We start from the raw sequence: 17,544 nt of genomic DNA on the forward strand, positions 1-17,544 counted from the left end.
CCGACGCGGGTTGTACCGGCATGAAGCAGCAGCCGGAACCTGGCAAAAGACCATTGATCTGGCAAATCTGCGGCTGAAAATCGTGTCTTTCGTCAAACGGTGACCTTTGCGAATGGGTACAAGCGCTTGGTAGCACTTGTGTCGCGTGAGTGCGCCCTGCGCTGAAGTGATCGGAATGTTTCATTAAGCATTTCAGGATGTGTCCAGCATAATCGAGGCGATTGATCGCTCAAAAACGAACAGATTTATGCTGGAGAACCGTCTATGCCCGCTTCGCCTCCCGCCCGGTCCAAGGCCGCGGCGGTTCTACGTGTCACATCTGGTAACTTCCTCGAACAATTTGACTTCTTCCTGTTCGGTTTCTACGCCACCCAAATCGCTTCAGCTTTCTTCCCAGCCTCCAGCGAATTCGCCTCGCTGATGATGACCTTCGCGGTGTTCGGCGCCGGTTTCCTCATGCGGCCATTGGGGGCGGTGATTCTGGGCGCTTACATCGACGATGTGGGCCGCCGCAAAGGCCTTATCGTCACGCTGTCAATCATGGCGAGTGGCACGCTGCTCATCGTCCTGGTCCCTGGCTTTGCCACGATCGGCTATTGGGCACCCGCGCTCGTACTGCTTGGCCGCTTGCTGCAAGGCTTCTCCGCCGGTGCTGAACTGGGTGGGGTATCGGTCTATCTAGCCGAAATGGCTACACCGGGTCGCAAAGGGTTCTATACCAGCTGGCAATCCGGCAGCCAACAGGTCGCCATCGTGGTCGCCGCTGCGTTGGGTTACGGGCTGAACCAAAGCCTGGCGCCGGCCGAGATCAGCGAGTGGGGCTGGCGAATTCCGTTCGCCGCTGCCTGCCTGATCATCCCGTTCATCTTCTTCCTGCGCCGTAACCTGCAAGAAACCGAAGCGTTCGAGAAGCGTCAGCATCGCCCGACCATGAAGCAAGTGATCGCCACCCTCGGCCGCAACTCATCGGTAGTCATCGCGGGCATGTTGATGGTCGCCATGACCACCAGCGCTTTCTACCTGATCACCGTGTACGCGCCTACCTTTGGTAAGACTGTGCTCAACCTGAGCGCAAACGACGCGTTGCTGGTGACGCTTCTGGTAGGCGTGTCCAACTTTATCTGGCTACCCATCGGCGGCACGCTCAGCGACCGTTTCGGTCGTAAACCAATCCTGATCGCCATGACCGTACTCACCTTGTTCACCGCTTACCCGGCACTGTCTTACCTGGCCCATGCGGCAAGCTTCGCGCACATGCTTGAGGTACTGCTGTGGTTCTCCTTCCTCTATGCGATGTACAACGGTGCGATGATCCCGGCGCTCACGGAAATCATGCCAGTCGAAGTGAGGGTAGCGGGCTTTTCCCTAGCCTATAGCTTGGCTACGGCTCTGTTCGGCGGTTTCACACCGGTCATGTCGACCTGGTTGATCCATGAAACCGGTGACAAAGCAGCGCCTGCTTACTGGGTCGCATTTGCTGCACTGTGTGCGCTGTGCTCGACGGTTGTGTTGTATCGTCGAATGTCAAGGAAGGACCGAGTTCCAATTTGAACCATCATGAGCCATGAGTTGCCAGGGACCAGTGTCCCTGGCAGTGCCGCTATCCGCCCAGAGTGTGGGTCGAGCGCTCAGGCCACGCAAGTGGAAAGCAGATGGAAGCGCCAATGACACCAGAGAGACCGGTGTCACTCCCCCTCAGTCCGCTGTTCACCTTATGGTTGCAGCGCAAGCCGTCACCCACGTCAGTGATCACCACCCGGCTCCACCCGCTGCACGGCAACCTGCTGGCGGGTGGTCATGTCGGCCAGTATCACCTCCCCTTCCTGGTGCGTCGGGGTGATCATCAGCGAGCGGACAAAGTGCTCGTTGCCGCCCTTGCGCTCCTGCACGTTCTCGAACGCCACAACGACCGTATCGTTGCGCCAGTTGCTGATATCGAAGCCGCCGGCGGCAATGAACTCGCGGATGTCGCGCACGTCGTTGAAGGTGTTGGCGGGCAGGATCAGCAAGCGGTCTTTGAGAAATACCTCGTAGTACTGGCGAGACCCAGCAGGCCAGTTGTGCGCTACCACGTGCTCGATGCGCCAGTGATGGACGTCGTTTTCATACACCACGACGCGTTCGACCTTGTGCCCGTTGCAGGCGGCGAGCAAGGGCAACAGCAACCCGCCAAGCCAGGTACGCTTTCGGCGCAGATTCATCCAGAGAGCCTCGTTATATCAACACAAAGGTATCATTTACCGGCTTTCGCTACCCGGCGGTTGAATTTACGGATGTCCCGATACTCCATCAGGCGCACGCGCATCTCGCGGTAACGCTGGCTGTTGATGATCAGCAGAGCCAGCAAACCGAACACCAGGACGGAAATATACCCCCCCATGTGCGGGCGATAACCGTAGCTGGGCAATGCGGCGAGCAAGGCAACCACGAGGATGCCGACCACACCGCGCACGCCCCAGGCAAAGCCACGCACCATGGCGATATGCGAGGCGGCGCTCACTACACCGGCTGCCGCCAGCACCATCACCGAGAGTTCAGGGTCTGAACCGCGCATATAGGTGGAGAACACCAGCGAGACGGTGCCGCCCAGCGCCATGCAGGAAAAGAAAAACTCGGCAATGAACACGCCGAAATAACGGGAAAGGAATGCTTGCAGTTCCTGGCCATGGGTCATTCGTCAATTTCCTCATAAAGCCCCACGGCAACCGACTGCACGAAGCTACTGCTGGCAAAACCCGACAAGCCGCCAATCGAGTCCTTGATCAAGGTATGCGTGGCGTGCTGGATTTGGGTGGGGGTGAAACGCTTGATCGCGGTACCCGCCGCCTGCTTCAGCTTCAGCTGCTTGGCGGTGAGCGACGGGTGCTTGATCTGCAGAAGTTCCTCGGCCAAGGCCTTGCGCTGCTGCCGCGACAGGCTCTGGAACAGCTCTCTCCAGCCCTTGCCGGTCGCCGCTTTGCGTGCCTGCAGGAAACGCACGGTGTTCAGGCTCGATGCGCCCACACCGGCCAGTGCTACGCCGTCGAGTATGCTCATTACCGTCTGGACCGTGTCATTACTGTCGAGCCAGTCGTTCTGCCCAGGGTCGAACACTTCGTTGAACACCCGGTACCCGCCCATCATGCACTGCCCGGTCCCTGCCGCTGCGGCGGCATAACCGACCGCCGTCAACACCATGCTGGCGCCGCCAGTGAAAGGTACGGCAATGGTGCCGCTGAACATGACGACCCAACCCAGGTAGGCCGACAGGCAACTGAAACTGGCGTTCACGGCCTCTGCCATCACCTTGCGCTCACGAGCGCCGGTCTGCAGCTGGGTCATGAACTGTTCAGGTGACTTGTAAGGTGGCGCCTCCTGCAAAATCACGCGCTTGGGCGCGATGCTGCAGATCGGCTTGAATTCGCGCAGGACGATCACGTTGTACTGGGCATCGATGTAGACAACACCCGCGCCAACGATACCCGGGTCGGAATCAATGGCCCTGAATAGCTTCTGCTGGTCGAGGGTCAGCAACAACCGCTGGCGTGCCATTTGCTGCCGGTAGCCGCCGAGCACGTCGGTCATCAGGTCTGTCACAACAACTCTCCTAGTTTCAAAAAGCCGCTGCGCCGGCGCAACCGCGGCCCAGGCAGGTCAGGCGACCTGCACACGGGCTGCGGGTGCAGCGGCGCGAGCGCAACGCAGCGTGGGGTTACACGTTCGGGCACGGTACCGGCGCCCAGTCACCCATGTCGGGGCTGCGGCACATCTTGTTGACCTGGTCCACGCCAGCGTTGGCCACCTGTTGGGCCTCGGCCTTCTTGGTGGCGGCCTTCTGCAGGGTCTTCTCGGTGGCTACGGCCTCTTGCGGCACGGCCTTGTTGACCTTCTTGGCCTGGGTCTTCTTGCCGGTGGTCTTGGCCGGTGCGGCCACGGTGGCGACTTCGGTACGCGCCACGCCAACCTGCTTGAGGTCCTGCTCGTAGGCCTGGGTGTAGCTGTCGAGGTTTTCCGCGACGCGGCCATTGACGGTGGCCAGCAGCTTGTTCGACTCCTGCAGGCCCGAGACGATCTCGGCCAGGCGCTTGCGCCCTTCGGTGTCGTTGATGCGGTTGGCCTTGCGGCCGTTGATCAGGCTGGTGAACTCACGCTGGTAGCAGCTTTGCGAAGCCTTGGCATAGGCCGTAGTGCGGTCCAGGTCGGCGGCGCTCTTGTCGATGTCGGTGGCGTACGAGGCGATGCGCTGCTTGTCGTCGCTGATCTGCTTCTGGCGCTCGGTGTAGTAGCCGGCGGCGCCACCCACCAGGGCACCACCTGCTGCACCGATGGCGGCATTGCGGCCGCGGTTGTCGCCGTCGATCAGGGCGCCGGTCAAGGCACCGCCGAGGGCGCCGATGACCGCACCGCTGGCCACCGAGCGGGTCATGTCACCGTCGGTGGAACGCAGGTGCTGCACCGGCTCGTAGCAGCTCGGGTAGTACTCGACCTTGGTCGTGGCACCCACCTTGGACACCGGCGAGCTGGAGCAGCCGGCGACCAGGACGGTGCTGAAACCTGCGGCGAGCAGCAGGGCGGAACGGGCATGGGAAGCCGTGAAGAGGGTCTTGAGCATGTCACTTTCTCACGTGGTTGGTTAAAACGGCGGGCCTCATGCCCACCGCGGGTACGTCAGGCAGAAGCCACTACTACGAGGGCCGCGCCGCGGCCGATGCCAGGAGCTCCTTGAGGATCGTCGCCGGGTCGGCCCGCCGGTTCTGGCGGTACTCCCCAACGTGGCGGACGAACAGGGTCGCACGGCTCACCAGGCTGTTGCCCAGGACCGGCTTGCGGTTGAGTTCTTCCTTGACCCGCTGGAACTGCGCCTGGATCACCGCCTCGGTGTAGCGCGTGCCACTGGCCAGGTTGTCGATGTAGATCGCCACCGCGCCATCGAGGGCGGCGCGGCCGTTGCTGATGGCGGCGGCGTACATGCGCACGCTGGTCTGGTCACCGCGCGCCTGAGCCTCGGCCTGGGTGTTGCGCAGGTTGGTCAGGCGGATGTTGTAGTTGTTGATGGTCTCGGCCACCAGCGCGGCGGACTGGATCAGGTTGCCGGCAGCTTCCTCGCGCTGGCGGCCGATCAGCGACACGCTGCGCTTGAGCTCTTCGTTGACCAGGCCCAGCTCGGCTTGTTGGCGTGGGTCGGTGGTGGCGGCGATGATGCTGTCCAGGCGCTTGGTCGGGTCCTGGGCGACGTCGATGTCATCGGTCAGGCTGGTCAGGCGGCCTTGTTTCTGCCACTGCTCGAACAGTTCCTGGTAGCGCGAACGGGGTGCCGACAGAGCGCCGATGGCCACCCGGAAGCCGGTGGTCTCGTTGCGCTGTTCGGTACCGTCGGCGCCGAACAGCGGGTACTCGCGGCGCATGCCGGTGAACAAGGTCCCTTCGCCTTCCAGATAATTGCCGCCCTTGACCACGAAGCCGCCATAGGCGCCTTGCAGGCGGCCGGCATGCACCAGCTGGAACGACTCCTGGACCATTTCCGCAGCATTGCCGATCATATCGAACAGCCCCAGCGGGTTTGGCAGGCGGGTGCCGATCGGCATCAGCCGGGCAGCCTGCCCGGTGCCACCGGCCACTTGGTTGAACACTGCCCAATCGGCCAGCGGCCCGTCGCTGTCACTGCCCGGCACCTTGCGCGGGAACAGGCGCCCTTCCAGCTCCTGGCGGCTCACCGCCGAGCCACCCCGGGCAGCGAACTCCCACTCCACTTCGGTGGGCAGGCGCACGAAGCCGACCCCGCCGTCCTCGGCCTTGCTGCCACGGCCACTGACCGGCAGCAGCTCGCGGTGATGCTTGAGCAGCCAGGCGCTGTACACCGCAGCGAAGCGCTCGGCCTCGAAACGCGACAGCTTGACCTTGGGCAGGCGCCCGGCCGCCGTGGTGTCGGGCTGGCAGGCCGGCGCCGGCTCGCCGCTGGCCAGCGATTGCGCCTGGGCCATCACCTGCGCGTATTGGCGGGCGCTGACCTCGTACTTGCCGATGAAATACATCATCGGCTTGAGCGGGCCGGTCTGGTCGAGCCTGGGTAGGCTCGGGGCGACGGCTTTCTGCCAGTCGGCGGAAAGGTCGTGCAGGCTGAACTGGCCGTTGATGAAGTCACGCCGGTAGCCGGAAATGAACGACTGCTGGTAGCCGGCCTCACCCTCGCTGAACGGGTAGCCGAGGTTGACCTCGCGGTCGTCCAGGCTGCCCTGGGCCAGCACATAGACACTGCGCAGCACCAACTCGCCGCCGCACGGCAGCGGCAGGCTGACGTCACCCGGCAACGGCTTGGGGTTGTCCAGCTTGCTGGTGTCGACTGCCGGTGCCGGTGCCTGTGTCGGGGCGCTGGCAGCGGTGGCCTGCGGCTTGGCAGGCGGATCTTCGGCGCCTGGTGAGCAGGCGGCCAGGCCCAGCGTGGTCAACAACAGGGCCGCAGCCCCAGCGCGAAGTTCAGACATCACGGATTCCTTGACTGGCATCGATGCGCGTCACCCGCCAGCCGCCCAAGGCAGCGGCGGCGGTGCTGGCCAGCAGCACCGCAGACAACGCAACGAGGTAATGCATCGGCAACAGATGGCTGGCGTGTTCGCCGGGCACCTGCGTGAATATTCGGTTCAAGCCCTGCTCGGCCAGCAGGTACAGGCCGCCGGCTGCGGCCGCCGCCAGCACGCTGCTGTACAGCGCCTGCAGCACCACGAACAGCAGCAGCGCCGCCGTGCCGAACCCCAGCAGGCGCAGCACCGCCAGTTCGCGCTGCTTGCGCTGTACCGCCGCCAGGGCACCAGCGGCGACGGCAGCCAGGGCACCGGCCACGGCCAGGCTGGTGATGATCCAGAACACCAGGTCGAGGTTGCGGCTGAGCGCCTGCACCTGGGCGATCTGCGCCGCCTGGGTCGATACCAGCCACTTGCGTTCGGCGAAATACGCGCGCAGCGGCTCGACATCGGCCAACCCCCGGGCATACAGGCGAAACGCCGGGTACACCCGCCGGGTATCGCTGCCTGCGGCCTCGCCCGGCCAGCCCAGCGCCGGCACGCCGCGCCCGTCGCGGTAGTCCTCGACCGCCTCGAGCAGGGCCAGAGAGGCGAACAGGCCATCGCGCTCAAACGCCGCCAGCGGCAGCACCGCCGCCACCTGCAGGCGGGTCTGGCGCCATTGCAGCTGGCCGGCCTGCTGCCGGCTGAAGCTGGCCTGCAGCTCGTCACCGGCCGTGGCACCGAGCTTTTCAGCGGCGGTAAAGCTCAATACCACCTGCTGCAGCCCCTGCGGCGGCGTCACCTGCTGCAACAACGGATCGCCGGCAGCGGTCGGCAGCATCTCCACGGTCACCGCACGCCCGCGTGCCGGCAGCAACAGCTCGGCGGTAGCGGCGATCTGCCGGGGACGGGCGATGGCAAAGGCAACGTCCGGTCGCTGCGCCAGTTCGTGGATGAAATCGGCGCCGAAACGCCCCCCGCCCAGCGGCACGATCTCGCGCACCGCCGGGTCGCGTTGCAGGCGCTCGGTCAGGCTGCCGACCAGGCCGAACTTGAGCCCGAACAGCACCAGCAACGGTGCGATCACTGCGACCAGTGCCAGCACGCTGCACGCCGACAGCCGCGCATCGTTGCGGTAGTCCTGCCAGGCCAGGCCGGCGATCAACCACGCGCGCATCAGCAGGCCTGCCCCAGTGTGGCGGTGACGCCGCCGTCGGCATCGCGGCGGCAGGCCATGCGCAGCACGCTCAACCCGGCCCGGCGTGCCAATGCTTCGTCATGGGTGGCCAGCACACAGGTCACCTGGCGTGCCTGGGCCTCGCGCAGCAGCAGCTGCATGACCCGCTCGGCGTTCACCGGGTCCAGCGCTGCGGTAGGTTCATCGGCCAGCAACAACGCGGGCGCATGCGCCAGGGCGCGGGCACAGCTGACTCGCTGGCGTTGCCCTAGCGACAACGCGGCAGGCTTCTTGGCCAGCTGATCATGCACATCCAGCGCTTCGGCCAGGCGCTCGACGCTGCCGTCCTCGGCTAGCCCCAGCAGCTGCCGGGGCAGGCGGATATTGCCGCGCACATCCAGAAAGCCGAGCAACCCGCCAGCCTGCAGCACGTAGCCCAGCTGGCGGCTGCGCAGCGCTGCCAACCGGTCCAGGCGGCCCTGCTGCCACAGGCCGGCCACGTCGCTGCCGGCGACGACGAAAGCGTCGGCGGCATCCGGCGCCAGCACCAGCGCCAGCAGGTCGAGCAAGGTGCTCTTGCCGCAGCCGCTTGGGCCGACCAGCGCCACCCGCGCGCCCGCCGCCAGCTGCAGCTGGTCAATTTGCAGGCTATAGCGCTGGGCGCCCTGCCCCCGCGTCTTGCGCACCCCGTGCAGGCTGATCATCACGGCAGCGTCGACAACGGCACACGGTACAGGGCATCGCCGGGCTCGGCCTTGCCGAAACGCACCCAGTTGGCCATGTCGTTGTGGAAGGTTTCGTACAGGCGGATCTTCGAGTCCAGCTCGTCGATGAAGTCCTCCTGTTCGGCCACCGACAGCGACAGCCACAGGTCTTCGGTCATGCTCAGCGACTTGCTGCGGTACGGCAGGCCTTCGAGGTATTCGCCGAGTACCCCGCCCTGGGCCAGGTTGGCGCCCTTGGGCAGCGCGCCCGGGTCGCGGCTCATGTAAGCACTGGCGCTGGCGATTTCGTTGAAGAAATCGCCTGGCGAGCTGCGGGTCTTGCGCGCGGCATCGACGATCAGCTTCAGCGACTGCTGCAGGTCGTTGAGCTGCAGTTTGGTCAGCATCACGCACACTTGCAGGCTCGGCAATGCCGGGTTGATCAGGTCGCGGTCGGCGGCCCAGGCGCTGACCAGCTGCGGCGCCTGGCTGGCGCCGGCGCGGCCGAGGAAGTCCATGTGCATGGCATAGCCGATGGCCTGGGTCTTGGCCGCCAGGGTTGCCCCGGCGTTCAGTTGCGGCAGCGGCTGCGCCTGCTGCTGGCGCACCTGGTGCACCAGCTCGGCGAACGTCGAGCCGATCTCGCGCACGCGCTCGCCAAAGGCCCCGACATCGCCGCCCGGCACGCCCACGTAGAGGTCGCCGATCTGCGGGTTGCTGTCGGCGGTCAGCACGCGGTACTGGCTTTCGGCTGCGCCATGGTTGTTCGCCCCGGCTGGCGTGCGCAGGTGCAGGGCATAGATCTTGATCTGCTTGCTCAGCGCAGCCTGGCGGACCTCGGCCTCGTTCATCTGTGTGCTGCTGTAGGGGTCGTTCTTGCGCAGCGCGCCGGCATCGCTGACCAGCAGCACGATACGCCCGCCGTAGCCGGACCAGTCCATGCCCTCGACGGCCTGCATCACCCCGGCGAAGGCATCTTCATTGAACGAATGGCTGGAAACGCTGGTGGCCTTGACCTGCGCGGCGGCCTTGAGGAAGCGCGCCGGGTCGCGGCCCTGCTCCAGGCTGACCAGGGTCTTGCTCAGGTAATCCAGGCCGGGGGTGCGCTTGACGCTGTTGCGAAAGCCCACCAGGCCGAAGCTGACATTGTCCAGCTCGCCACGCGCGGCCAGTTGCGCCTGCAGTTCGCTGACCACCTGGCGCACCCGGTCGATGTACGGCTGCATGGACACCGACGTATCGACCACCAGGACGATGCCGGTGCGGAAGCGGTTGTCCGCCATAAGCGCCGCGCCGGCAGCCGTAGCTGGCTGGCTGCGCGCGCGGCTGCCGGGGTCGATGGAGGCGACGTTGAGCAACTGCACCGGCTGACCATCGGCACCGAAGCTTTCGCGATAGTCGAAGATCGGCATCAGGTAGAACTGGTTCTGCGGCACCGCGCTGGCGGCCGGCTCCAGCGCCAGCACCTGCGGCGCCTGCTCCGGCTGCTGCTGCGCCTTGAGCAGCTCGGCGCGGGCCTTGCCGCTGTCGTCGAGCAGCTGCTGCAGGTCATCGGCCTGACGCATGAACATCACCGGTGAACGGCCGGAACGCTCGGTGAACTTGAGCACCAGGCTCTGCTTCCAGTCACTGGCCTGGGTCGCCGGCAACCAGCCATCGCGCTGGCCGGCGCTGGAGGTGCCAACTTCCAGCCACTGCTGGCCGTCGATGTCCTTGCGCTGGTACACGTACAACACCGAAAAAGCCGGCAGGGGTTCACCCGCGCTGTCGCCGGGCCGCGCCAGCAGTTGCGCCTCGGGCTTGCTCAGCACGCGCTGGAACAGGGTTTTCTTGCCGGGCATCAGTAATGGCCGGCCATCCTCACTGGCGGCGAGTGGCGGCGTGGCCGGTGTCTGCACCTGGCTGGCGGCTTGCGTCACGGGCGGCGGCGCAGCCAGCTGGTCGCTATCGGCCGGCCACCACAACCAGGTCACCCCCAGGCCCAGCGCCGCGGCGATGGCCACGGCCAGCAGCGCTTTGGCCGGTTTGCCCGGGCCGGCTTGCGCTGGCGCGCTCGGTTGCGGCCGGGTCGGCTCGGGTGCAGGCGCGGGGCTGGCGACTGGCGCAGCTACGGCCTGCGGGATATCGATGGATACCGGCGTCAGTCCGCCCAGCTCAGCCTTGCCCGGCATCGCCACCGGCAATGGCCGGATCACTGTGCTGTCCTGGTCATCGACAGGCAAGCGGTCGAGTGCTGCCAGCAACGCGGCAGCATCGGCAAAGCGCTGCTCGGGGTCCTTGGCCAGCAAGCCGCGCAGGATGCTCTGAAAGCGCCCGTGCTCGATCGGCAGTTCCGGCAGCGGCTCGGTCAGGTGCGCCAGTGCAGTCGACAAGGCATCGGTACCACGGTAGGGCAGCTCGCCGACAAGGATCTCGTACAGCACCACGCCAAGCGCATACAGGTCGGCGCGGCCGTCGATGTCCATGCCGCGCGCCTGCTCCGGACTCATGTAGCTCGGGGTGCCGACGGCGAACCCAGCCTGGGTGAACTGGGTGCGGTCATCCAGCGACTTGGCGATACCGAAGTCCGAGAGCACCGCCGTGCCGTCGGCGCGGAACAGGATGTTGGCCGGCTTCACATCGCGGTGCACCAAGCCCTGGGCGTGTGCATAGCCCAGCGCCTGGGCGATCTGCCGCACGTAGAGCAGGCCCTGCTCAGGCGCAAGCCCGGCGGCTATGCGCTCCTTCAGGGTGCCGCTGGGCAGGTACTCCATGGCCATGTAGTACAGCTCGCCGATATTGCCGATGTCATGGATGGTGGCGATGTGCGGGTGCGACAGACGCGCCAGGGTGCGCCCTTCGCGCAGGAAGCGTTCGCAGAAGATGGGGTCGGCGGCAAGGCTTGCGGCCATCACCTTCAGCGCTACCTTGCGCTGCAACGAGCGCTGGGTGGCCAGGTAGACACTGGCCATGGCGCCCTGGCCAATCTCGCTGTCGATGTCGAATCCGGGAATCTGCATGTTCAGGGTGCTCTTCAATTCGCCTTCACCACCACGGCGGTGATGTTGTCGGGCGCGCCACGGGTCAGCCCCAGGTGCACCAGGCTGCGGACCACCTGGTAGGGGTCGGCATGGCCGAGCACATCGGCGATCTCGTGGTCTTCGGCGGTCTTGTTCAAGCCATCGCTGCACAACAGGTAGGTGTCGCCGGGCTGCACCTGCACGCTCACCGCCTGCAGGTCGAGCTGGTCCTCGACGCCGATGGCGCGGGTGACGATGTTGCCGCGTGGGTGCATGCGGGCCTCGGCCTCGTTGAGCAGGCCGCTGTCCTGCAGTTCCTGGACATAGCTGTGGTCATGCGACAGGCGCTCGATGCGGCCATCGCGCAGGCGGTACAGGCGGCTGTCACCGGCCCACAGGCCCACGGCGCGGTCGCCGCGTGCGGCCAGTACCACCACCGTGCTGCCCATCATCGCCACGCCCTGGCGCAGGGTTTGCTCGCGCACCGCACGGTTGACCCGGGCCAGGGTGTCGCGCAAGGCCTGGGTGAATTCCTCCAGCCCATCGATCAGCGGCAACTGGCGCAGGCTGTCCACCGCCAGGCTGCTGACATAATCGCCGGCGGCATGCCCGCCCATGCCGTCGGCAACGGCCCACAGGCCATCCCAGGTCAGCTCCAGGCAAGCGTCTTCGTTGATCTTGCGGACCATGCCGACATGGCTGTAGCTGGCCGCGCTGTAGCGCACGCTGCTCATGCCGGCCTCGCCTGGCTGCCCAGTAAAAATGCGGCGAACTGCTCGCTGCGTGGCAGGCCCTGGCTGCGCAACAGGCCTGGCGCGATCCGCTCGCTGCCTTGCCCCCACCATAGGCTCATGCCGTCACAGGCGCATTCGGCCAGGGCCAATGCCCGGCCTTGCGAGGTGGTGCCGTTCAGCCGCTGCAAGCCGCCCACGGTCAGCCGTGGCCTCTGCAGCAGTGGGGGGGCGTCGCGATAAGGCTGCAGGGCTGCCGTGAAATGCTCGAACGTTGCCTCTGCTGCAAGCGTGCCCAGTAACGCCGCCTCGACCCCTTCGAACCATTCATCGGCGCCGCCAACGATACCCGCAAGTGCCACGCCGGGCTCCAGCAACTGCGCCACGCTCAGCGGAAAGTAGCGCCCGACCCGATCGATGCTCGGCATCAGCACGCCGACCACCGCTTCCGGGCCACACACCCCGGGCGCCAGGGCAAAGCGCCACAGCGGGCTGACCAGGTAGGCCTGCAGCCAGCCCTCGCCAAGCGCCTGCTGGCTGGCCTGGATACCGGCAGCCAGCCACTGGTCCCAGGGTTGGATGAAACTCTGTGGCAGGCCACGGCTGACGAAGTCGCCGCGACAGGCCATTTTTCCGTAGAAACCCACGTCGTTCACAGGCGCTCCGGCAGGCTGAAACCGCTGACCACTCGGCTGCGGAACGGGTTGAAGGCGCTGCTGGCACGCAGCTCGTACGACGCACTGGCGCCGTCCACGCGCAAGCGCAGGTTGAAGCGCTCCGGCGAGCTACCGGCCACCAGGTCGGACTGGTCGAGCAGGCGGAACCACGCCCACGGCCCTTCCATGGTCAACCCAGAACGGCCGCTGGCCGCCGGCGGCGCGATCGCCAGGCGCACCACGCCGATGCTGTTGGAGTTGGGCCACTGCAGCGCCACCGGGCGGCTCGGACCGTGGTCGTAGCTGACCTGCTGGCCGTCGAGGTCGAGCAGAAACTGGGTGATGTTGGCGTCCATCGCCACTGGCTTGAGCTCGAAGCGCACGCCTGGCTGCAGGCCATTGCCGCTGCGGAAGAAGGCATCGCGAATGGTCGCCGCGCGCTGGAAGGTGTACAGCACGTTGCTGTTAATCCCAAGCTTCTGCGCCGCGCCCGGCTGCCAGCTCCAGGGTGTGCTGGAGGTGTTGACGTAGGGCTGCAGGTACTTGCGGAAGTAGCTGTCCATCACCCCGCCAACGCCGAAGAACTGGCCGAAGTCTTCCAGGGTGGCGTCGCGCGAGCTGCCGGCCACCATCGGGTAGCGGCCGCTGAGCGACTGGCGGTAGACGTTCAGCACTTCGCTGGCCCAGGCGGCGTTGAGCTGGTTGCGCACCCCGCCCATGACCACGCCGTGGGTCGAGCCGAGTACCGAGCTGACCAGGTTCTGCACCACCTTGGGCTGGCGCGCCGCGCCCAAGGCAACCCGTTGCGCCGCCGCCTGGGCCTGGTTCTTGGCCTCGCCCAGCAGCGCGTCGCCGCTGGCACCGACCATGGCGCTGACTTGCACGTAAAGCGCGTTGAGGTCGGTGAGCAGGCCGTCGATGGCGGCCGGCTGGCCTTCGCCGCTGTCAACCAGCGCAGCCAGTTGGGCAAAGTGCGCGGTCACCGGGTCGTGGGTGCGGGCAGCAGGGCTGTCGGCCGGCAGCGGGGCGTCGCCGAGCAGGCCGCCCAGACGCTGGCGTAACTGGTCGACACCGGCCTGTTGGGCCTTGTCCTGAACCTTGTCGAGGGTGGTCGGCTGCGCCAGGTTGGTTTCCCGCGCCACCGCCTGCAGCAGCTGCTTCATCGGCGAGCTGGGCCTGGACAGCACCCGCAGCACATCGGCGGCCTGGCCGACGCTGGTGATCGGCACGAAGTCCAGGTCGTCGAGCAGGGCATCCCACTGGCGGATGTAATCCTGGTAGTAAAGCTGCTGCACATCGTCGGCCAGGCGCCTGGCATCGCCCGCCTCGCCCGGCGCGCGGCCGAGTACCCAGCGCTCTTCTGCGAGCGTGGTGCTCTGCGCCAGGCTGGCAGCCAGAAACGCCTGGCGGTAACCCAGCACGGTAAACAGCCCCGGCAGCGGCTCGCTCAGCGGCTTGGCGCTCTTGAAGCGAAACACCAGGGCCGCATCGCGGCCGGCCGCGTCGCTTACGCGGAAGTCTTCGACCCCAGCCGGCAGCTTCTGGCGCTTGACCCGGTCGTAGACGCGCTGGGCCACCGGCAGCTGTTGCAGTTGGCGCCGGGTGTCGTCGATCAGGCGCTGGTCCAGGCGGGCATTTGGCGGGCGCTTGTCGAACAGCGCTGCCAGGTGCTGTTCCAAGGCCCGGCGCAGATCAGGGGCAAGGTCGCGAGGCAGCTGGCGCTCCCAGTCCAGGGTGATCCAGGCCTTGATGAAGTCCGCGTCGTAGTGTTCGCCGTCGGCCAGCATCAGGTAGGCCTTGAGCCCTTCGTAGAGGTAGTCCGACGGGCCGCCGGCGTACAGCTGCTCCTCGATGCGGGTCACCAGGCGCGGAGCGAAAATGGCGATCAGCAGCTTGCGATACAGGCTTTGCGATTCGCTTTCGAGCATGTCGCCCTGGTACAGGCCCAGGCCCTCGGCCCAGCTGGGTGGGTCGTCGGCCAGATGGCGCACGGTGTTGAGCAACGGCAGCACCTCGACGACGTTGCGCTGCGCCGGGCTCAGGCTTTGCACGCTCTTGCCCAGCGGCTGTAGGCGGCTGTCGACCTCGGCGATGTATTGCTGGTTGGCACGGTAGCTGAATGCCCACAAGGTACCGACCAGCAGCACCAGCGCCACGCTCATGGCCAGCGCGCCACGGGCGATCCACCTGCGCCGCCGTTCCACCTTGGGGTTGCTGCCGACCAGGCCGCGCTCGGCGAAGGCCACAGCCGTGAACAGTCGCTCGATGAAATAGCTTCGCCCACTACCGCTCTGGCGCGCCAGCTGCGCGCGGTCTAGGCCCATGCTCTGGGCCATGCTGCCGATCAGCCGGTCAATGGGGCTGCCTTCCTGGGTGCCGCTGGTGAAATACACACCGCGCAGCAACGCCCGCGCCTCGAAGGCGTTGGGCTTGAAGATGCCATCGAGGAAGCCCTTGAGGTCGCCGCGCAGGGCGGCGAACTGTTGCACAAAGCCGTAGATCAGGTCGCGCCGGGTCGGGTCGCGTTCCTGTTGCAGGCGCTCGACTAAGCGCTCGCCAAGGCGCTGTTCGAGCAGGCCGAACTCGTTGTCGAACTGTGCCAACGGGCTGTCAGCCCCCTGCTCGAGGGTATCCAGCGGGAAGGTCATGCCCCACACCTGGGCGCGCTCGTCCTTGCCCAGGTTGTCGAAGAACTCCATGAAGCCCGGCACCAGATCCAGCTTGGTCAGCATCAGGTACACCGGGAAGCGCACGCCCAGCTGGCTGTACAGTTCCTGGATGCGCGCACGGATCGCTACAGCATGGGCGGCACGCTCGGCGTCGCTGCCCAGCAGCAGGTCGGCCAGGCTGATGGCAATGAACGCACCGTCGATCGGGCGGCGCGAGCGCTGGGTCTTGAGCAGGTCGAGGAAACCCAGCCAGGCCGCCTTGTCGACTTGGGCGTGGCTGTCCTGGGTGGTGTAGCGGCCGGCGGTATCGAGCAGCACCGCCTGGTCGGTGAACCACCAGTCGCAGTTGCGCGTGCCGCCCACCCCGCGGATGGCGCCCTCGCCCAATTGCGCGGCCAGCGGGAAATGCAGCCCGGAATTGACCAGCGCGGTGGTCTTGCCGGACCCGGGCGGGCCGATGATCACGTACCACGGCAGCTCGTAGAGGTTGCGCCGCTCGTCACCGCCCAGGCGGGCCTTTTTCAGTAGGGCCAGGGCCTCGTCCATGCGCTGGCGCAGGGCGGCCAGCTCTTCGGCGGTGGCCACGCTGGCCGGGTCCGGGGCGGTCTCGGCGGCCAGGCTCTGCATGACCTTGGCCGCCTGCCGGCGCGCCTGCACGATGCGCCAGGCGCGGTAGGCGCCCCACACGGCGAACAGCAGGACAATCAGCAGCCAGCGCGGTGCAGGCGGCGCCAGCACTTCCAGCAACGGCCCGACAAACCAGATGATCAGGCTCAGGGCGATCAGGCCCAGCAGCGGGATCACCCAGCGAATGACAAAACTGAACAACGCCTTCACTCAACGCCCTCCGCCAGCACGGTGATTTCAACCCGGCGATTCTTCGCCCGACCTTGCGCGGTGTCGTTCGACGCCAGCGGTTCGGTGTCGCTTAATCCTTCGGCGCTGAAGCGCTCGGGCTGCCCTGTGCGCGCAGCGAGCAGGCCCTTGACCTCTTCGGCGCGCGCCTGCGACAAGGCCCAGTTGGACGGGAAGCGCAGTGTGGCGATGCGCTGGTTGTCGCTGTGCCCGGTCACCCGCACATTGCCCTTGACCTTGGCCACGGCCTCGGCAATGCGCAGTATCAACGGCTGGAAATCGCCCTTGATGCTGGCGCTGGCACTGGCGAACAGCTCATCGCCGCGAATGGTCACCACCGAACGGTCCACCGCATCTTCGACGGCGACCCGGCCAGCCTTGATGTCTTCGGCGAGGAACCCGGCCAGGCGCGGGCGCTGCACCGGCTTGGGCTGCACCACCGGGCGGTCCATGGCCTGCACCGGGATCTCGCCCAGCGCGTGGATACCACGGAACACCGGCTCGGCATCGGCAGCCAGCTTCAGGCGCAGACCGAACAGCAGCAGCAACAGCAACGCCACGGCCACCGCCAAGCCTACCCATGGCGGCACGAACTGGGCCAGGCGATCGCGGCTCACGGTCGCCCCGCGCCAGTGCGGCGACAGTTCGCGCTCGCGCTCGCCACGGGCGCTGCGAATCGCCGCAGCGGCGCGCTCGCGCAGTGCTTCGAGCTGGGCGCGGCCATCGTTCATGACCCGGTAGCGGCCTTCGAAGCCGAGGCTGGTGCACAGGTACAGCAGCTCCAGCAAGTTGAGGCGTTCGCGCGGGCTTTGCAGGCAATGCTCCATCAACTGGAATACTTTCTCGCCGCCCCAGGCCTCGTTGTGCACGGTGATCAGCAAGCTCTGCCGGCTCCAGTCGCTGGCACTGCCCCATGGCGTGCTGAGCACCGCCTCGTCCAGCGCAGTGCACAGTGCGTAGCGCGCCAGCAGCACCTCGTTACGCACGACCCCAGCAGCTTCGGCACGAGTTTCGAACTCGCGCAGGTAGGCCAGCAACTGCGCGCGCAGGCTGGCCGGCGCTGAGTGGGCGATGGTGTTGCGCAGACGGGTAAGCAAGGCCAGCAGCGGCCCGGCGGCCTGCTCCAGTGGGTTGAGGCCCATGCCCTGGCCGGGCGCCAGCGGCTCGGCCGGCACCTGCAACGGCGCGAGAGCCGGGGCCGGTTGCGCGGCGCGGCCCCCGGGGCGCGGCATGAACTGGGTACGGTCGTTGGCCAGCGGATCGTCCGGGTGCAT

The 17,544-nt window shown here is 66.5% G+C and carries 13 protein-coding genes; 1 reads left to right on the forward strand and 12 read right to left on the reverse strand.

The features are described from left to right. Positions 1-264 precede the first annotated feature (264 nt). Positions 265-1,551, forward strand: a complete 1,287-nt coding sequence (locus tag ACK59L_RS12015) for an MFS transporter (protein WP_196135265.1) — start codon at positions 265-267, stop codon at positions 1,549-1,551. 191 nt (positions 1,552-1,742) lie between these two features. Here the strand turns inward: ACK59L_RS12015 and ACK59L_RS12020 are convergent, their stop codons facing one another. From ACK59L_RS12020 to ACK59L_RS12075, 12 genes are all read right to left on the reverse strand, one after another. Continuing rightward, a complete protein-coding gene (locus tag ACK59L_RS12020; RefSeq protein ID WP_144966232.1) occupies positions 1,743-2,201 on the reverse strand; it encodes a hypothetical protein in 459 nt (152 codons plus the stop codon). Between the two features lie 32 nt (positions 2,202-2,233). Next, a complete protein-coding gene (locus ACK59L_RS12025; protein WP_196135266.1) occupies positions 2,234-2,674 on the reverse strand; it encodes a hypothetical protein in 441 nt (146 codons plus the stop codon). Next, the gene (locus tag ACK59L_RS12030) at positions 2,671-3,564 is read right to left on the reverse strand and encodes an NAD synthetase (protein ID WP_409273855.1); all 894 of its coding nucleotides are present in this window, start codon (positions 3,562-3,564) and stop codon (positions 2,671-2,673) included. The genes ACK59L_RS12025 and ACK59L_RS12030 overlap by 4 nt, the downstream gene beginning before the upstream one ends. Before the next feature lie 127 nt (positions 3,565-3,691). Beyond that, on the reverse strand, positions 3,692-4,591 hold the full coding sequence (gene tagQ, locus ACK59L_RS12035; RefSeq protein ID WP_144966230.1) for a type VI secretion system-associated lipoprotein TagQ: 900 nt from the start codon (positions 4,589-4,591) through the stop codon (positions 3,692-3,694). Positions 4,592-4,664: 73 nt separating this feature from the next. Next, a complete protein-coding gene (locus ACK59L_RS12040) occupies positions 4,665-6,461 on the reverse strand; it encodes a formylglycine-generating enzyme family protein (protein ID WP_409273812.1) in 1,797 nt (598 codons plus the stop codon). Further along, entirely contained in the window at positions 6,454-7,656 is a 1,203-nt protein-coding gene (locus ACK59L_RS12045; protein ID WP_409273814.1) for an ABC transporter permease, read from the reverse strand. The genes ACK59L_RS12040 and ACK59L_RS12045 overlap by 8 nt, the downstream gene beginning before the upstream one ends. Next, on the reverse strand, positions 7,656-8,360 hold the full coding sequence (locus tag ACK59L_RS12050; RefSeq protein WP_196135269.1) for an ATP-binding cassette domain-containing protein: 705 nt from the start codon (positions 8,358-8,360) through the stop codon (positions 7,656-7,658). The genes ACK59L_RS12045 and ACK59L_RS12050 overlap by 1 nt, the downstream gene beginning before the upstream one ends. After that, complete coding sequence (locus ACK59L_RS12055) at positions 8,360-11,365, reverse strand: serine/threonine-protein kinase (protein ID WP_409273857.1); 3,006 nt, start codon at positions 11,363-11,365, stop codon at positions 8,360-8,362. Before ACK59L_RS12055 ends, ACK59L_RS12050 begins: the two co-directional genes overlap by 1 nt. 8 nt (positions 11,366-11,373) lie before the next feature. Then, positions 11,374-12,093: a PP2C family serine/threonine-protein phosphatase gene (locus tag ACK59L_RS12060; protein WP_196135270.1), complete on the reverse strand. Its 720-nt coding sequence runs from the start codon at positions 12,091-12,093 to the stop codon at positions 11,374-11,376. Then, entirely contained in the window at positions 12,090-12,746 is a 657-nt protein-coding gene (tagF, locus tag ACK59L_RS12065) for a type VI secretion system-associated protein TagF (RefSeq protein WP_409273817.1), read from the reverse strand. The genes ACK59L_RS12060 and tagF overlap by 4 nt, the downstream gene beginning before the upstream one ends. Beyond that, on the reverse strand, positions 12,743-16,252 hold the full coding sequence (gene tssM, locus ACK59L_RS12070) for a type VI secretion system membrane subunit TssM (protein ID WP_409273819.1): 3,510 nt from the start codon (positions 16,250-16,252) through the stop codon (positions 12,743-12,745). Before tssM ends, tagF begins: the two co-directional genes overlap by 4 nt. Then, positions 16,249-17,544: a DotU family type VI secretion system protein gene (locus tag ACK59L_RS12075; RefSeq protein WP_409273821.1), complete on the reverse strand. Its 1,296-nt coding sequence runs from the start codon at positions 17,542-17,544 to the stop codon at positions 16,249-16,251. Before ACK59L_RS12075 ends, tssM begins: the two co-directional genes overlap by 4 nt.

The sequence above is a fragment of the Pseudomonas sp. KCJK9111 genome, assembly GCF_046231935.1.
GTDB classification, from domain to species: Bacteria; Pseudomonadota; Gammaproteobacteria; order Pseudomonadales; family Pseudomonadaceae; genus Aquipseudomonas; species Aquipseudomonas parafulva_B.

Coding starts and splice junctions, on each gene's coding strand:
- ACK59L_RS12015 (WP_196135265.1), top strand. CDS start 265: ATGCCCGCTTCGCCTCCCGCCCGGTCCAAGGCCGCGGCGGTTCTACGT.
- ACK59L_RS12020 (WP_144966232.1), bottom strand. CDS start 2,201: ATGAATCTGCGCCGAAAGCGTACCTGGCTTGGCGGGTTGCTGTTGCCC.
- ACK59L_RS12025 (WP_196135266.1), bottom strand. CDS start 2,674: ATGACCCATGGCCAGGAACTGCAAGCATTCCTTTCCCGTTATTTCGGC.
- ACK59L_RS12030 (WP_409273855.1), bottom strand. CDS start 3,564: ATGACCGACGTGCTCGGCGGCTACCGGCAGCAAATGGCACGCCAGCGG.
- tagQ (WP_144966230.1), bottom strand. CDS start 4,591: ATGCTCAAGACCCTCTTCACGGCTTCCCATGCCCGTTCCGCCCTGCTG.
- ACK59L_RS12040 (WP_409273812.1), bottom strand. CDS start 6,461: ATGTCTGAACTTCGCGCTGGGGCTGCGGCCCTGTTGTTGACCACGCTG.
- ACK59L_RS12045 (WP_409273814.1), bottom strand. CDS start 7,656: ATGCGCGCGTGGTTGATCGCCGGCCTGGCCTGGCAGGACTACCGCAAC.
- ACK59L_RS12050 (WP_196135269.1), bottom strand. CDS start 8,360: ATGATCAGCCTGCACGGGGTGCGCAAGACGCGGGGGCAGGGCGCCCAG.
- ACK59L_RS12060 (WP_196135270.1), bottom strand. CDS start 12,093: ATGAGCAGCGTGCGCTACAGCGCGGCCAGCTACAGCCATGTCGGCATG.
- ACK59L_RS12075 (WP_409273821.1), bottom strand. CDS start 17,544: ATGCACCCGGACGATCCGCTGGCCAACGACCGTACCCAGTTCATGCCG.